This is a genomic window from Limnobaculum parvum, from assembly GCF_003096015.2.
Lineage (GTDB): Bacteria > Pseudomonadota > Gammaproteobacteria > Enterobacterales > Enterobacteriaceae > Limnobaculum > Limnobaculum parvum.
In genome coordinates this window covers 2651595-2666290 of the sequence record NZ_CP029185.2, presented here as the reverse complement: position 1 = coordinate 2666290, position 14696 = coordinate 2651595, and the positions used below count along the sequence as shown (strand labels likewise).

Annotated in this window: 16 protein-coding genes; 9 read left to right on the top strand and 7 right to left on the bottom strand. The window is 43.0% G+C overall.

The genetic code is table 11. The annotated features are described in order from the left end of the window. The first annotated feature begins 4 nt into the window (after positions 1-4). The 8 genes from HYN51_RS11165 to HYN51_RS11130 all read left to right on the top strand — a co-directional run bounded on the left by HYN51_RS11165 (position 5) and on the right by HYN51_RS11130 (position 5731). Positions 5-670 carry a Gp138 family membrane-puncturing spike protein gene (locus HYN51_RS11165; protein WP_108900093.1) on the top strand — a complete coding sequence of 222 codons (666 nt, stop codon included), beginning with the start codon at positions 5-7 and terminating at the stop codon, positions 668-670. Continuing rightward, entirely contained in the window at positions 667-1020 is a 354-nt protein-coding gene (locus tag HYN51_RS11160) for a hypothetical protein (RefSeq protein ID WP_108900092.1), read from the top strand. Before HYN51_RS11165 ends, HYN51_RS11160 begins: the two co-directional genes overlap by 4 nt. Further along, a complete protein-coding gene (locus HYN51_RS11155) occupies positions 1020-2441 on the top strand; it encodes a baseplate J/gp47 family protein (protein ID WP_108900091.1) in 1422 nt (473 codons plus the stop codon). The genes HYN51_RS11160 and HYN51_RS11155 overlap by 1 nt, the downstream gene beginning before the upstream one ends. Continuing rightward, a complete protein-coding gene (locus HYN51_RS11150; RefSeq protein ID WP_108900090.1) occupies positions 2438-3178 on the top strand; it encodes a DUF2612 domain-containing protein in 741 nt (246 codons plus the stop codon). The genes HYN51_RS11155 and HYN51_RS11150 overlap by 4 nt, the downstream gene beginning before the upstream one ends. Continuing rightward, the gene (locus HYN51_RS11145; protein ID WP_230513971.1) at positions 3175-3840 is read left to right on the top strand and encodes a phage tail protein; all 666 of its coding nucleotides are present in this window, start codon (positions 3175-3177) and stop codon (positions 3838-3840) included. Before HYN51_RS11150 ends, HYN51_RS11145 begins: the two co-directional genes overlap by 4 nt. Beyond that, positions 3841-4431 (top strand): tail fiber assembly protein, encoded by a 591-nt coding sequence (locus tag HYN51_RS11140; protein WP_108900089.1) that lies wholly within the window; start codon positions 3841-3843, stop codon positions 4429-4431. A 121-nt stretch (positions 4432-4552) separates the two neighbouring features. Further along, positions 4553-5299 carry a phage tail protein gene (locus HYN51_RS11135; protein ID WP_108900088.1) on the top strand — a complete coding sequence of 249 codons (747 nt, stop codon included), beginning with the start codon at positions 4553-4555 and terminating at the stop codon, positions 5297-5299. 3 nt (positions 5300-5302) lie between these two features. Further along, complete coding sequence (locus tag HYN51_RS11130; RefSeq protein ID WP_108900087.1) at positions 5303-5731, top strand: tail fiber assembly protein; 429 nt, start codon at positions 5303-5305, stop codon at positions 5729-5731. A gap of 175 nt (positions 5732-5906) precedes the next feature. Here HYN51_RS11130 and HYN51_RS11125 read toward each other — a convergent pair whose 3' ends face one another. The 7 genes from HYN51_RS11125 to HYN51_RS11095 all read right to left on the bottom strand — a co-directional run bounded on the left by HYN51_RS11125 (position 5907) and on the right by HYN51_RS11095 (position 13115). After that, positions 5907-7472: a DHA2 family efflux MFS transporter permease subunit gene (locus HYN51_RS11125; RefSeq protein WP_157953033.1), complete on the bottom strand. Its 1566-nt coding sequence runs from the start codon at positions 7470-7472 to the stop codon at positions 5907-5909. After that, complete coding sequence (locus HYN51_RS11120; RefSeq protein ID WP_108900085.1) at positions 7456-8532, bottom strand: HlyD family secretion protein; 1077 nt, start codon at positions 8530-8532, stop codon at positions 7456-7458. Before HYN51_RS11120 ends, HYN51_RS11125 begins: the two co-directional genes overlap by 17 nt. Before the next feature lie 408 nt (positions 8533-8940). Further along, positions 8941-9636 (bottom strand): pirin family protein, encoded by a 696-nt coding sequence (locus tag HYN51_RS11115; protein WP_108900084.1) that lies wholly within the window; start codon positions 9634-9636, stop codon positions 8941-8943. Positions 9637-9807: 171 nt separating this feature from the next. After that, positions 9808-10455 carry a glutaredoxin 2 gene (gene grxB, locus HYN51_RS11110; RefSeq protein WP_108900083.1) on the bottom strand — a complete coding sequence of 216 codons (648 nt, stop codon included), beginning with the start codon at positions 10453-10455 and terminating at the stop codon, positions 9808-9810. A 149-nt stretch (positions 10456-10604) separates the two neighbouring features. Next, positions 10605-10997 carry a VOC family protein gene (locus tag HYN51_RS11105; protein WP_108900082.1) on the bottom strand — a complete coding sequence of 131 codons (393 nt, stop codon included), beginning with the start codon at positions 10995-10997 and terminating at the stop codon, positions 10605-10607. Positions 10998-11150: 153 nt separating this feature from the next. Continuing rightward, positions 11151-11486, bottom strand: a complete 336-nt coding sequence (locus HYN51_RS11100) for a hypothetical protein (protein WP_108900081.1) — start codon at positions 11484-11486, stop codon at positions 11151-11153. A 300-nt stretch (positions 11487-11786) separates the two neighbouring features. After that, positions 11787-13115, bottom strand: a complete 1329-nt coding sequence (locus HYN51_RS11095; protein WP_108900080.1) for an MATE family efflux transporter — start codon at positions 13113-13115, stop codon at positions 11787-11789. A 321-nt stretch (positions 13116-13436) separates the two neighbouring features. Between HYN51_RS11095 and HYN51_RS11090 the strand changes: the two genes are divergently transcribed. Then, on the top strand, positions 13437-14336 hold the full coding sequence (locus HYN51_RS11090; RefSeq protein WP_108900079.1) for a diaminopimelate dehydrogenase: 900 nt from the start codon (positions 13437-13439) through the stop codon (positions 14334-14336). Positions 14337-14696: the final 360 nt, after the last annotated feature.

The window sequence follows — 14696 nt, the reverse complement described above, 5'->3', positions numbered from 1 at the left end:
AAAAATGGCAGAAAATAATAATTTATTACAAGCATTGCAATCTATCGTGCAAGCAGAAAATAGCCAAATCAACACGGCAGTCAACGGGATCATTGAGAGCTATAACGCAGGTATTGCATGTGTGAAACCAATACCACAAAAGCGGTTTAGTGATGGGAGTAAAATCGATTACCCCGTCATCCCCAATATCCCAGTAATGTGGCCACGCTTCGCCGGAGATGTTGCCGGCGTTAAAGGCCCGGTAAGACCTGGCGATAAATGTCTGCTGGTTTTTTGTCAGCAGGCAGTGGACGACAGCGATGATGAACGCCGTTTTTCGCTCACTGATGCTTATTGCATTGTCGGTGGTTTTGGCGCCGCGAAAGGTCGCGGTGCCGAAAATGACCAGATGCAACTCTATTTTGGTGAAGCCTATGTAGCCCTGACGGAAGATGGCAAGTTGCTGATTAATGCTCCGGCGGGTGTGGAGATAACCACACCTGAAACCCTGAATAAAGGTTTATTAACCACCGAAGGCAAGCTGAGCTATCAGGCAGGAATGTCCGGCACCGGTGGTGCCACAATTAACGGAACGGTGAAGGCAACAGGGGATGTTCAGGGCAGCGGTATTTCATTAACTCAACATACCCATCGCGAACATGATGGGCCTTCAACAGGATCCGCTCAATGATAGATCTAAAACTTGATACTACGGGCGATCTCGAACTGCAACGTAACGACCTGCTATGGGTTGATGGGGCAGAACGTGTACATCAACAACTTCAGGTCAAGCTGAAATTATGGAAAGGTGAGTGGTTTTTAAATACCGAATTTGGTACGCCTTATCTCCAGCAGATTTTGGGAAAACACATCACACTGAATGGCGCTCTGGCGGCGTTAAAAAATAGCATCAATGAAGTGGATGGCGTACAGGAGATCGAACAATTTAACTACGATTTTGACCGGCAAACCCGGCAGTTAACCGTGCAGTTTGCCGTTAAAACGCCTTATGGTTTAGTCAAATATAAAGGTAAACAATAATGGCTTTAACTAAAGATGGCTACACAATCAAACGGTTAGCTGAACTGAAAAAAGAGTATGACCGCTTACTGATCAATCGTTTTGGGCCAATCAATACTCAGCCTGACTCGGTTATTGGACAGCTTGAAGGCATTTGGGCTGAAGCATTAGCCAATATCTATGAGCAAGCTCAGGATACCTATCACTCTATGTATCCATTTAGTGCGGAGGGTGTGTCGCTGGATGGTGCCGTGTCTTACGTAGGGATCACCCGATTTGCGGCCACGTCAACTCAGGTGATTGCCGCGGCATATGGTCGAGAGTCAACGTTACTGAAAAGTGGTGCTCAGGCAACGGATGGAAGCCAACGCTACCAAAGCGTATTGGATGTGGTTATCAGCCGGGCTAATGCGATTGATACCCTGATTGACATTGATGCTAAGGATAATACGGAGTACGCCATCAATATTAGCGGTGTGCTGTTTAAGTATCGTTCAGAAAATCATGCAACAGTGGGGCAAATTGCAGAGGGTTTTGGTGAGCAGTTAAACGCCAAAATTCTGCGTTATGAAATAAAAGAGAAAGCATTACGTATCTATGCTGCGGATGGTTTTACGCCTTTCGCACTTTCGGTTGGTGCACATTTAACGCTAGCCCAAATTGGTTCTCCTGCCCGCTTTATTGCGATGGAAGAGGGACGAAAGGTTCTGCCTGCGGGAGCGTTAACGGAAATCGTTACCCCACGCAGCGGTTGGGATGCCATTTCAAACCTGAATGATGGAGTGATTGGTCGGGAACGAGAAAGTGATGCTGAACTTCGACTGCGTTTTGAACAGTCCCGTCAGGTAACCGGTTCGGCAACCGTTAAAGCGATTCGTGCTCGACTGATTCAGGAAGTTACTGGCGTCAGTGAGGTTTATATTTTTGAAAACCGCACGAATAGCATGTCTGAAGATGGCATTCCACCGCATGGTTTTGAGGCGCTGGTCGTTGGCGGCGATACCCAAAGTGTTGCAGAGGCCTTATGGAAATATAAGCCAGCGGGTATCGAAACTTTTGGTTCAAATAGCGTGATGGTGAAAGACGAAAATGGTGATGGTCAGCAAATTAGCTTCTCAAGGCCAAGCCAGAAATACGCCTGGATCAAAATTAATGTCACCGGGCTATATGATGAAGAAACGCTGCCGCAGGATGTCATTAACAATATTAAAAAAGCGGTGCTGAGTTATGGCGAAACGCTGGGTATTGGTGATGACATCATTTTACAACGTATGCTGGGGCCTATTTACAGCAACACCAGTGGCTTAGCTGAAATAGCTATTGAAGCGGCGATTACCCGTGCTCCAGATCAACAACCAGAATATCAATCAGAAAATATCGCCATCGATAAACGCAGCGTTGCACTGTTTGATGAATTACGTCTGGAGGTGATTGGATTATGACGTTTCCCCACAGGAAGACCGCACTTTCACGGCTGGTAGGGCAATTTCAGGATAAGCCAAAAGTTAAAGCGTTAGTGGAGTCCATGGTGGCTCCACTCGAAGATATTTCAACCGATCTGGATGAAATTAAGCATCTTCGCTGGGTAGATAATGCGATTGGCGCGCAGTTGGATGGCTGTGGCTATATCGTGGGTGTTAGCCGTTTGAGCCGGGGTGATGATGAATATCGAACGGCGATTAAATCACGGATCCTCAGTAATACCTCTCAGGCCAGACCGCAAGACTTGATTGAAGGGGTTCGCTTTTTAACTAAAGCGACAGAGGTTCAATATATGGAAAGCTATCCTGCCTGCGCTTTGTTGTTTTCTAATGGTAAATCAGTACCGGAAGGCAGCCAGGCGATTCTACAGGATATTGCTCCAACGGCTATTGAAAATGTTCCTTTAATGGTGAGTTATGGGCGAGCTGCACCTCTTCGTACCGGACGCTTGGCTAGCCCAATGAGCATGAAAGTAGAAACTTCGGATGGAAGTGGTCAGTTACAGACTAACGATCGGCAGTTAACCATCAGCAATAGTAACCCATTGGGCTCTGCTCGGTTATCGGGCATGTCACCTAACAAGATTTCACTTACGGCTAATCAAGTCAAAATCAGCGTTGGCGGCGGTATTCTGGCTGTCAGCACCAGTTATCAGGTCTTTGATAACGGATATCATTTACCAGGAGTATTTCAATGACCACGTTTGCAGAAAATAATATCGTTTTCCCTGATGGGCAGCTAAACGTTGCCCCTTTGCCAGAAGCGCTTATGCGTAATGGCTTTACGCCTGAAACCCGTGATGCGCCGGGTATGCCGTTACCGGCACAGTATTTGAATTGGTTGTTTCGGGATGTTTATCGCAAAACTTTTGAACTACAAGAAAAAAGTGAAACGTTAAATAGCCGGGTTATCCCAGCCTGGATGCCAATTGCGTGTCCTATGTCCGAGGCCCCTGCTGGTTATTTAAAGTGTAATGGTGCAGCTTTTGACAAAGAAAAATATCCAGAATTAGCTGAAGGCTATCCAGCAGGGGTATTGCCTGACCTGAGAGGGGAGTTTATTCGTGGGTGGGATGATGGGCGAAGGGTTGATGCGGGTAGAATAATTTTGAGTTCACAAATGGATTCTATACAGCATTTACAGGGTTCTATTGATGGTATCCAAATGAAAGGAATTGCTGATTATAAAGGAGTCTTTTTGGGTTCAAATAATAGTACTGTTAATAAGGAATCCAGCGATCTACCTAAAGGTGGTTATGGTGTTGCTAACGTATCATTTAATTCTGCAAACGTGGCCAGAAGCTCGAATGAGACGCGTCCTCGCAATATTGCATTTCTATATGTAGTAAGAGCAGCATAAATGAACACTTTGTTAGATAAAAACGGTCTGGCTACTTCGGATATTTTTATTTATGTTTATAACGTAAATCCCGTAACCAATGAATATATTTATAGTACTTATGAGTTTTTAAATCAAGGGATTGGACTACCAGCATATAGCTATATCGAGAAACCATTGCCGGAAAAAGCAGGGTTTGCTATTTGTCGTGGGGAGTCAGGTTGGGAATATATCGCTGATTTTCGTAATCAGGTAGTTTATTCAATCGAGACTGGCGAGGAACTTAATGTGACTGAATTGGGATCTCTTGCTAATAATGTCACAATATTTAAGCCTAAAACAGCATTCGATAAGTGGCATGGTTCATCTTGGGTAACGGATTCTGAGGCTTTGCATAAATTAACTATTGTCCAGATAAAGGAAAAGAAATATCAACTTGAATCTATCGCAAAAGAAATGATTGAAAAATTATCAGATGCAATTGAATTAGATATGGCTTTACCTGATGATACTTTTAAATTGAAAGAATGGCGAAAGTACAGAGTTCTATTAGATCAAATTGACATCAATTCACCTCACAATATTTCCTGGCCTTTACCGCCAGCTAAATAATATATTTTATTAAAAATAATAATGTATTAACTCTATTTAATAAAATGTCATAAGTATATTAATTTATTGGCATGGATTAGCTCATGTTTTTTAGAGTGAATATAATTATAAGGAAAACAAAATGGCTTTAACAACTGAACAAGAACAAGCGTTATTAGCATTATTAGATGAAAATAAAATAACCTTATCTGAATTACCTGCGGCAACGGATTTAAGTGCAGAAGATTTGTTACTTATTCGACAGGGTATTATTGATAAGTCGGTTAATAGTAATGTATTGAAGAAATACTTTACTCCAGCCGCATCATCTTTCACTGAATCTGGCATTGTGAAGTTAAGTAATGCGATTAATAGTGATGATGAACATATCGCGGCGACCTCAAAAGCGGTTAAATCGGCGCATAGTATTGCTTTGCAGGCTAGCCAAGATGTTTCTACGAAGTCACTAAGTAAGAGTGCTAATTTAGCTGATGTTGCTGATGTTGCTGAGGTTCTGAAAAACCTTGGTCTGTCGGAAAAGGCTGCAACACGAAACATTGGAAATGGTGAAAATCAAATTCCAGATATGTCGTTTTTTAAATCATCAAACCTAGAATTTGGATGGCAAAAGTTACCATCGGGAATCATCATACAATGGGGATGTTGTCTCAGCGCAGGATCTGGTTCTATCGAAGCTGGGGCTCTAAACAGCTTTCCTATTGCCTTTCCTAATAAATGTTTGGCTGTGACAACTACCCACACAGGACATTCCCCGGCAATAGTGGGGGTTGTATCTGTTTTTGTGGTTAATAATACACTGTTTAGATGCTATCGGTCTGGTTCAGGCTCGAATGAAGTTTCTGTGTATTATATTGCGATAGGCTATTAATAAATGAATTATATTTATAGCGCCAAAAACAACGCATTTTATCCAATAGAACTTAAGTTTGAATATGAAAATTCGAAATCTTGGCCAGATGATGGCGTAGCTGTTTCTGATTCTATATTTAATGAATTTTCTGGACAAAATTCAACTGGTAAGATACGCGCATCTGATTCAGAGGGAGTACCTATATGGAGAGAGCAGCCACCGCTTACACCAGATGAATTAATTATGGGGGCGGAAAATAAAAGAAAATATCTTATCATTGAGGCTAATGACGTTATAAATAAAAATAACTGGCCTTCTAAACTAATATTGAAACGCTTATTAGAGGTGGAGAAAATATCATTTAATGAATGGCTTGACTATATTGATGCTTTAAACGCAATTGATACATCTACAGCGCCTAATATTACATGGCCTATAGTTCCAGCATAGTGAACTAGTTAATACTTGGCACTAGTATTTTATTTGATAAAATACTAGTGCTATTCAATATAACAGCTTTCAATTCTTATCTTAAATTAATAAGAGCATCGCTAGTATGTACTACTATCCTACAATACCATTGCGTATTCTGTGATCTGAATAAGTCACGCCTATTTCTCCCACATCAAACATGATGCCCATACCCCACCTCACAACTCCCTTCCTCTGCACGTTTTTGCGGTGTTTTGAACAAAAATGCCAGTGGGATAAATACCACACAAATAGCCGCCATCAGATAGAAAATATCCAGATAGCTAAGTAATCTGGCTTGCGCGTAGGCGATCTCTTTTATATTTTCTAGCGACACGCTTAAATCTACACTTTCTGTGACTCGATCGCTGATGCGGCTGTAGTGCAGATTAGTTCGACTGTGAAGCATATTTGCCATTAGCGTGAGGCCCACGCTGCCGCCGATGTTACGCATGAGTGCCGCAAAAGCGGCGGCTTCATTACTTTTATTTGCAGGGAGTCCTTCATAGGCCATCAGGCTGACCGGGATTAACATTACCGGAAACCAAATAACTTGTAATATACGGGCCCAGACGAAGGTTGAAAAATCAACGTTCAGCGTCATTTGTGACATATGCCAGGTTGAAATGGCGGTACCCAACAAACCCATTGCCACCAGCCATTGTGGATGAGCGACCTTACCGGCGATACTACCTACGATCATCATGGGAACAACCACCAATATACCGCCAATGCCCAGCATGATACCGGCAATTGTCGCCGTATAGTTAAACAGCTCCTGAGTCATCTGTGGCAGAACCTGAGTGGTGCTGTAGCTGAGAAAACCAATTAAAAATATGATCAGGCTGCTGATGGAAAAGTTACGGTAGCGCAGCAGTCGAATATCCATAATTGGCTGAGGATGGAACCACTCCCACATCACCAGAGCGCTGAGTGAAATTGCTGCGGTAATAGCCATAATCCAGATGAAGTTGGAAGAGAAGCCGTCATTGATTTCAAAACGGTCAAAAAATAGCTGTAAGGTACCAAATCCGATAATCACCAGTAAAATACCGATGTAGTCGATATGACTTTTTTGTTGTTTACGCTGTTCACGTTCTTGTTTTAGAAGTGACGGCTCTACAATAAAGTAGTAGCTGAGTATCAGTGAAACAATGCCGATAGGTACATTGATTAAGAAGATCCAATGCCATGACAAATTTTCCGTTAACCACCCGCCAACAAAAGGTCCAATTGCCGGGGCAACCAGAATAGCAACGCCGTACAGAGCAAAAGCATGGGGGCGTTTCTCTATCGGAAATGAATCGGTGATCATGGATTGTTCAACCGGAGCGAGTCCACCGCCGCTCAATCCTTGCAGAACTCGGGCGATAATCAAAAATTCGATGCTGGTGGCAAGACTGCAAAGCAGAGAGCCAATCGTAAATCCGGTAATGCTTAACATATAGTAGCGCTTTCTACCGATGGTGCTGGCCAGCCAGCCGCTCATCGGTAGAACCAATGCATTGGCAACAATGTAGCTGGTTAATACCCACAGTGATTCGCTATAAGAGACGCTGAGCGAGGCGGAAATATGGTAAAGCGAAACGTTAGCGATGGTGGAATCCAGCAGTTCCATAAATGTGGCAATAGAGGCAATAATAGTCATTAACCACGGGCTACGAATTCCCGCAGCGGATCGGGGAAGGTACGCCGCGCCGCTATTATTTGATATGGACATTTGGCACGACTGACATACCGGGAGACAAAGGATGCTCGGCGTCATTAATTCTGGGGTCGGTAAACAGGATCTTTACCGGTACCCGCTGAACGACTTTAATGTAGTTACCGGTGGCATTTTCTGCTGGTAACATGCTGAATACTGGACCAGTTCCCCGTTGAATGCTTTCTATTTTTGCACTGTATTTGTCTTGAGGATAGGCATCAATAGCAACGTCGACCTGTTGCCCAGGTCGCATATTGGCGAGCTGAGTCTCTTTAAAATTGGCGGTAATCCAGACATTATTAGAAACCACAGATAACAGGGTCTTACCTGGATCGATATAACTTCCCAATTCTACACTGCGCTTAGTGACATGCCCGCTTTGCGGCGCGATAATTTTGGTATAGGAAAGCTGTAATTTTGCATTTTCAATTTCGACCTCTAACTGTTTAAGCAGGGCATTGTTTTCTTCCAGCGCGGCCTTTCCTTTATTGAGCAGCGCTTGATTGTAGATAACCGCCTGACGAGTGGCGTCTAATCGACCTGAACTGGCTTTAAAAGCCGCATGCTGCATGCTTAACTGACTTTGGCTCCAGGTTTGCTGTGACTTTTGATAACGGTCGTAGTCGTCTTTATCTCGCTGATATTCGGCTTCTGCTGATTTTACGTTGGCTTGCGTTTGCTTTAAGTTTGCTTCCAGTGCTTCAATTTGATTATGTAGCTGGGGTGTTTGTGCTAATGCCACATTTTGGGCGGCAATGGCTTTATTTAGCAGGTTCTGGTAATCACGAGCGTCTAGCTCAATCAATAGGTTACCAGCTTCGACATATTGATTATCTTCTACCAGAATACGATCCACCCGACCGGGGACGGCCGCAGAAACTTTCGCAATATGGGTATCAATAAAGGCATCATCGGTACTTTCGTAGTCTTTCAGACAGAACCAGTAATAACTGAAGGAGGACAGCCCGATGATCAACAACAATAATATATAAAGAGAGAATACTCGTTTCTTATTATTTTTGTTTTTTTTTGTACCCGTTGTTGCTGCTGGTATTATATTGTTGTCGGGCGACATGCTGATTTTGTTCCCTGTATTAAAACGGAATATCCTTGTTAATAGCCTGACGAGTAAATAAGAGTTTTCCTATTTTTCATTATTCGAAAGGCACTTGAATATAATTGATGTTGAGTATTTTTAATTCGGCGGTATTAATAATATTTAACGTTATGGATGTCAATGGTTATAGCTATGAATTGTAGATTAAATATATGATTATATATAGATTTGTAAGTCTTTACTTGCCATTTATAAGTAATTATGTAATTTTTTATGGGGATTTATAGCGTTAATAATCAGTGGGGAATGGATGATTTTTATGTAATCGTTGAATAATTAAATTAATGGTTATTTTTCAGAAATAAAAAAGGTTTGCCATTAATGATAGAATTCACTCATTAATAGCAAACCGGTTGTTTTAAAATATTAAACTTCAGGTAAATCAAATACCAAAATTTCACTATCGCTATGAACGGTGATATTTATGGTTGGCTCATCCCATAGGGCAATACCATCGCTGCTTGAGGCTTGAACACCATTGATCTCCACTTCCCCTTTTACCACTTGTACCCAGATGCGGCGTCCTTCTTTAATATTGAATTCAGCCTTCTCTTTGGCATCTAGCGTCCAACGCCATAGCTCCATGTCCTGATAGACTTTAAGAGAGCCATCACGGGCATCCGGTGATAGAACCAACTGACGAGCATGCTTTTCAGTAAAGGTTTTTTGCTCATAACGTGGCGTAATGTCCTTGCGATCGGGAATAATCCAGATTTGATAAAAGTGTAGTGGCTCGCTATCACTCGGATTGTATTCTGAATGGCGAACGCCAGTACCGGCACTCATAATCTGAAAATCGCCGGCTGGAACACGCTCTTTGTTTCCCATACTGTCTTGATGTTCAATTGAACCTTCCAGAACATAAGAGAGTATTTCCATATCTTTATGTGGATGGGTAGGGAAACCCTGGCCTGATGCGACGCGGTCTTCATTGATCACTCGAAGTGCAGAAAATCCCATAAAGTTAGGATCGTAGTAATCAGCAAAAGAAAAACTGTGCCAACTATCAAGCCAGCCATGATTAGCATGGCCGCGTACATCAGCTTTACGTAAATAAATCATGTGAAACCTCCTTAACGTTTTAAACAGTTTAGTCGATAGCACAGAGATAAAAAGCGGAAAAAAGTCACTCAGACATTCAAATAAATTGAATAATAGAATAGGTTGAAACAGACGATGGAATATAGCATCCGGCAAATTGATAAATGCCGAATGCCATTTTTACGAGCAAAATTACTGAGCGAGACTATCCAGCAGGTTAACGCCAGATATCTTTGACATCTCTTTACGGTAAGCATCGACTTTAGGGGGATATTTCACACCCTTCACAATGGAGATTCCTCGTATCGACGGGAACAGGTGAATATCATCTACCGACAGTTCACCGTTACAGGCTCCCGGTGATTGAATCAGTTTTTCCAGTTGAGCAAGGTCTTGCTCCAACTGCTTAATCAGTTCCGGCGACTGTGCCAACGCTTCAGAAAAGTTACCAATCATAGCTTCTTTTTTATGGCTGAAATACTGACGAGCAGATGGCGTTCTGAATTCACAGAAGTCAGCCTGAGCGTAGCGAGGAATTAATAATTTATTGAGATAAGGAGAAACCTGCTTCAACCAATCAGCAATAGCGGGATTGGTTTTACCCATTAAAGCTAGCGCGCCAAAGGACTCATCAACATAGTGCACGATATCCATACTTTCTGGCATGTAGCTGCCATCATCCTTTTCCAGAATAGGGGCCATTTTCTGGCCGATCATGCGGATGGGTGTCTCTTCATCATCATTCAGTAACATTACCAGTTCAAAAGGGATTTTTTTGATGCCAAATATCATGCGTGCTTTCACGCAGAAGGGGCAATGGTCATAGACATAGAGCTTCATAATATATCCTTAGCCAGCAGAATCAGGGGATAGTATAGGTTTAACCCAGAATGAAAATGGATGCCATTATTATCTTACCGCCTGTTCAACTAAGCCAAGAAAAATGGCAAGTAACATAGATAGCGAGGCGGCAAACCTGCCGCCAACACTCAGGACATCGGGCTACATAATTCCAGCAGAATTCCAGACGGTGTTCTGACGTAAGAAACCGTTTGCCCCCACGGCATTACCGCCGGGGCTTTTAGCTCGGTGGAGCCATAAACAATGGCGGCATTGTGAATGGTTCGAACATCGTCTGTCACCAGCGCGATTTCAATGCCCAGTGGTTTTTCTGAGCTGCTGGCCTGTATATAGCCATCAGGGAAATGACCATGACCTAATTCATGAGATGCAAATGCGAGAACGGTTTCACCGGTATCCAGCTCGCCATAAGCCCCGGTATCATGCAGAAAACGGGTTTTCATATTGAAGGCTTCATTAAAGAAGTGAAGCGTTTTCTCAACATCGTCGACATAGACAATGGTGTATCCAAATTTAACCATAATACAATCCTGTCTGTTTATGCGGTCAGTCATAAAATTATGGCAAAAGAATAACGGAAATCTATCACCAAGGGACAATAATATCGGAATTGTGAAGTAGGCTGGTGAACAAAGAGCCTGAAATGGTATTCAGACTCTTTGCATAGGATAGAACTAACGAAGATGTGATGGACGCCCACCGCGATAGTCGTATGCGCGGTATCGGTTAGCCGATCGATAATCTCCTTTATATACCGGACGATAGTTGTTCAGATGATAACGATACTGAAAGCTAGCATCACGATTATAGCGATGGTTATCGCGTTGATTACTGTAGTTTCTATAGCTTCTATAGTTATGGTGGGCGCGATCACGATATTGATTATGTTGGTTGTAATTATAATGCTTTGGATAACTCTTATAACCGCGATAGTCTCGATAATCCCTCGGCCCTGCAGATACGCAGAACGATACCGCTAATAATAGAATGAACAGTGTCTTCTTAAGCATATTGATATTCCTGAGCGAGTGAACATATTTTAATCATTGCATTTAAGGGAAATTGTTCAATAGCGCTAAATCGGTTTTACGATTTTTTTACGCTTGTAATACGCAAAACTGAGGAAAGATCGGCAATATTTGCCGAATATTAAAGAAAATGGAGGCGGTGGCGATTAGGCGTTAGGAAGGAAAGTGATGCAGGCGAACGGCCAGGATTCTTGAGAAAATAATGAAATACTTCATTGGTGTAACCGGAGTATCAGGCTTACTCTGAATAAAGCAGAGTAAGCCTGTTTTAAAAACAACAGACTAAATATTTAGTCGTTTTTCCTGCCATTTTCTTGATTTCCAGCGCCAGGTGTTAGCTAGGCCACGCAGCCATTCGTCGCACATAAAGCCGATCCAGATCCCAACAAGACCCATTTCCATGGTTATACCGAGGAAATAGCCCACGGGTATTGAGACACACCACATAAAGAAGATGGCGGTACACAGAGGGAAAGTGGCATCGCCGGATGCCCTCAGCGCGTTGACCATCACGATATTGAAGGTTCGGCCCGGCTCAAGGAATACCGACAGTAAAAATAGCGGCATTAGCAGCTTGTTAATGCCGTCATCCTTCGATAAGAAGTGCAAAATGTGCACGTCCGCTAGCCAAAAGCCAATCACCACCAGAATGGTCACGCCCACGCCCAGCTTCAAGCTGCGGAAAGTCTGGCGATAGGCATCCTCGAAGCGTTTAGCCCCCACCAGATGACCAACAAAGATCTCATTACCGATACTGATGGAAATACCAAACAGCATGACAAAGAGCGCTATCTGGAAATAGAGGGTTTGTGCCGCCAGAGAGGTTTCACCCATCAGGCCGATGAAGGCGTTGGCAGTCATATATTGCAGGATCCACACCATGTTCTCACCGGCGGCCGGTAAGCCTATGCGCAGAATTTTTCCCAGTAGCTCTTTAGACCAATGAAAAAAGAGTTTTATCTCAAAGCGAATGCGTAAACCGTAATTCAACAAACAGGCGAGCAGAATAATACAGATAACGCGACCAAATACCGTCGACCACGCTACGCCTATCAGACCCGCATCGAAAACATACAGCGCCAGAATATTACCGAGGATGGTAATAATATTCACAATCAGCGTCACGTACATGGCCGCTTTAGATTTGCCATAAACCCGCAAACAGGCTGCCAGAATCAAGGAAACCGCTTCAGGGATCAGACAAATACCCAGAATATGCAAATAGTTGAAACCATCTGTCATCAGATGTTCAGGCATATTCATGATATTCAAAGCTTTATAGCCAAAGAAGATGATGGCCGCCGCGCAGAACAGGCCAAGTACAAAGTTAAACGCAATGGAGATATGAATGGCTTTCTTTGCCATATCCATATGGCGAGCACCCAGATACTGAGCAATAACAACGCTACATCCAACGCTGATAAAGCTGAATATGGTAATACACATATCGAAAACCAGATTACCCGGCCCCATCGCAGCAAGATAGGCGGTGGATACCTGACTGACCATATAGGTATTAATCAGCAGCGTCGAAAAGTGTAAAAACAGATCGATGAATATTGGCCAGCTCAGAGAAAATAATGAGCGCTCTGTAACATCATGGTGATGCATTAAAAAATCCTAATACTTTTTTATCAGATAAACGTTAAAACGGACGTTCAACTCAGGTGAGAAGGGAAAACAACACGTCGTATTGTAGCATTGTTCAACCAATAGTCTCTAACTGAGTGATAATTTTTTAAACTAAATCGCTCCCTGAATCGTGACGGGGAGGTGTTAATTTTGATTGATTAAAACCAGAGTATTATTTCTGCTTTGAAATATTTGATAGCATTAGTTAAAGTCAGAAGCGGTTTTTCTTTTGTTAATCATTTTGGTTAGTGGAAGAATGAGAAAGACAAGATTAAAACAATCACTGAGACAGGGATAACCATGACTAAAAAAATTAGAGCGGCCATTGTCGGCTATGGAAATATTGGTAAGTATGCGATTGAAGCCCTGAACGCGGCAGATGATTTTGAAATTGCAGGTATAGTACGTCGTAGCGCGGGTGAACCATTGGCAGAGCTAGCGGCTTATCAAGTGGTGGATGACATTGATAAGTTACACAATGTTGATGTAGCCATTCTCTGCTCACCAACCCGAGCGATTAAAGAAGTGGCCCAGAAAATTCTGGCAAAGGGTATTAATACCGTAGACAGCTTTGACGTTCACTCTCAGATTGTTGATTTAAAAAATACGCTGGCCCCTATCGCCAAAGCCAATAACGCGGTGTCTATTGTGGCTGCCGGTTGGGATCCGGGTTCTGACTCTATTGTACGCACCCTTATGCTGGCGATGGCGCCAAAAGGGATCACTTATACCAACTTTGGGCCGGGTATGAGCATGGGGCACTCGGTGGCGGCCAGAGCGATTCCGGGCGTTAAAGAAGCGCTATCCGTGACGGTACCGATGGGAACCGGCGTGCACCGCCGTCTGGTGTATGTTGAACTGGAGCAGGGTGCTGATTTTGCTACAGTAGAAAAAACGCTGAAGGCTGATGACTATTTCGCCTCGGACGAGACTCACGTGAAGCAGGTCGATTGCGTCGACAACCTAAGAGATATGGGGCACGGCGTGCATTTAACCCATAAAGGCGTGTCTGGCGAAACTCAAAACCAACTGTTTGAATACTCCATGCGTATTAACAACCCGGCGTTAACTTCACAGTTTTTAGTCTCTGCCGCTCGAGCGACCACCAAACTAAACAGCGGTGCCTACACGGTGATTGAAGTGGCGCCTATTCACTTCCTACAGGGAGAAACGGATAAACTGATTGAGCGCCTAGTGTAATTCGACTCAAGTTTAGCCGTTTAATAACAAAACCCGCGTTAACCTATTGGTGCGCGGGTTTTGTTATTACTATGATGTATGGGCGACAAACCGGGTTAGAACGGCAGAGTCGATATTTTTCCAACATAATCAATTGGTAAAAGATAATATATTCTCCATATTGGGCAAAGTTTTTAGCCCTTCTCCACACAAAAATACTTGCACCCAATCCACCAACAGCAACGGGCGTTTTTCTTTATCTCGATGCTTTGTGTTACATGTTGGCGCAAAATCGACTGTGTTGCTGGTGATAATAAAGTGTAATTTCCTGTTTTGTCGGAAACGAATATAGTGAATGACCAATTTTTATTAAGGACAATG

Coding starts and splice junctions, on each gene's coding strand:
- HYN51_RS11100 (WP_108900081.1), bottom strand. CDS start 11,486: ATGCTTAAGAAGACACTGTTCATTCTATTATTAGCGGTATCGTTCTGC.
- HYN51_RS11155 (WP_108900091.1), top strand. CDS start 1,020: ATGGCTTTAACTAAAGATGGCTACACAATCAAACGGTTAGCTGAACTG.
- HYN51_RS11145 (WP_230513971.1), top strand. CDS start 3,175: ATGACCACGTTTGCAGAAAATAATATCGTTTTCCCTGATGGGCAGCTA.
- HYN51_RS11095 (WP_108900080.1), bottom strand. CDS start 13,115: ATGCATCACCATGATGTTACAGAGCGCTCATTATTTTCTCTGAGCTGG.
- HYN51_RS11090 (WP_108900079.1), top strand. CDS start 13,437: ATGACTAAAAAAATTAGAGCGGCCATTGTCGGCTATGGAAATATTGGT.
- HYN51_RS11115 (WP_108900084.1), bottom strand. CDS start 9,636: ATGATTTATTTACGTAAAGCTGATGTACGCGGCCATGCTAATCATGGC.
- HYN51_RS11140 (WP_108900089.1), top strand. CDS start 3,841: ATGAACACTTTGTTAGATAAAAACGGTCTGGCTACTTCGGATATTTTT.
- HYN51_RS11105 (WP_108900082.1), bottom strand. CDS start 10,997: ATGGTTAAATTTGGATACACCATTGTCTATGTCGACGATGTTGAGAAA.
- HYN51_RS11130 (WP_108900087.1), top strand. CDS start 5,303: ATGAATTATATTTATAGCGCCAAAAACAACGCATTTTATCCAATAGAA.
- HYN51_RS11135 (WP_108900088.1), top strand. CDS start 4,553: ATGGCTTTAACAACTGAACAAGAACAAGCGTTATTAGCATTATTAGAT.
- HYN51_RS11165 (WP_108900093.1), top strand. CDS start 5: ATGGCAGAAAATAATAATTTATTACAAGCATTGCAATCTATCGTGCAA.
- HYN51_RS11125 (WP_157953033.1), bottom strand. CDS start 7,472: ATGTCCATATCAAATAATAGCGGCGCGGCGTACCTTCCCCGATCCGCT.
- HYN51_RS11160 (WP_108900092.1), top strand. CDS start 667: ATGATAGATCTAAAACTTGATACTACGGGCGATCTCGAACTGCAACGT.
- HYN51_RS11120 (WP_108900085.1), bottom strand. CDS start 8,532: ATGTCGCCCGACAACAATATAATACCAGCAGCAACAACGGGTACAAAA.
- grxB (WP_108900083.1), bottom strand. CDS start 10,455: ATGAAGCTCTATGTCTATGACCATTGCCCCTTCTGCGTGAAAGCACGC.
- HYN51_RS11150 (WP_108900090.1), top strand. CDS start 2,438: ATGACGTTTCCCCACAGGAAGACCGCACTTTCACGGCTGGTAGGGCAA.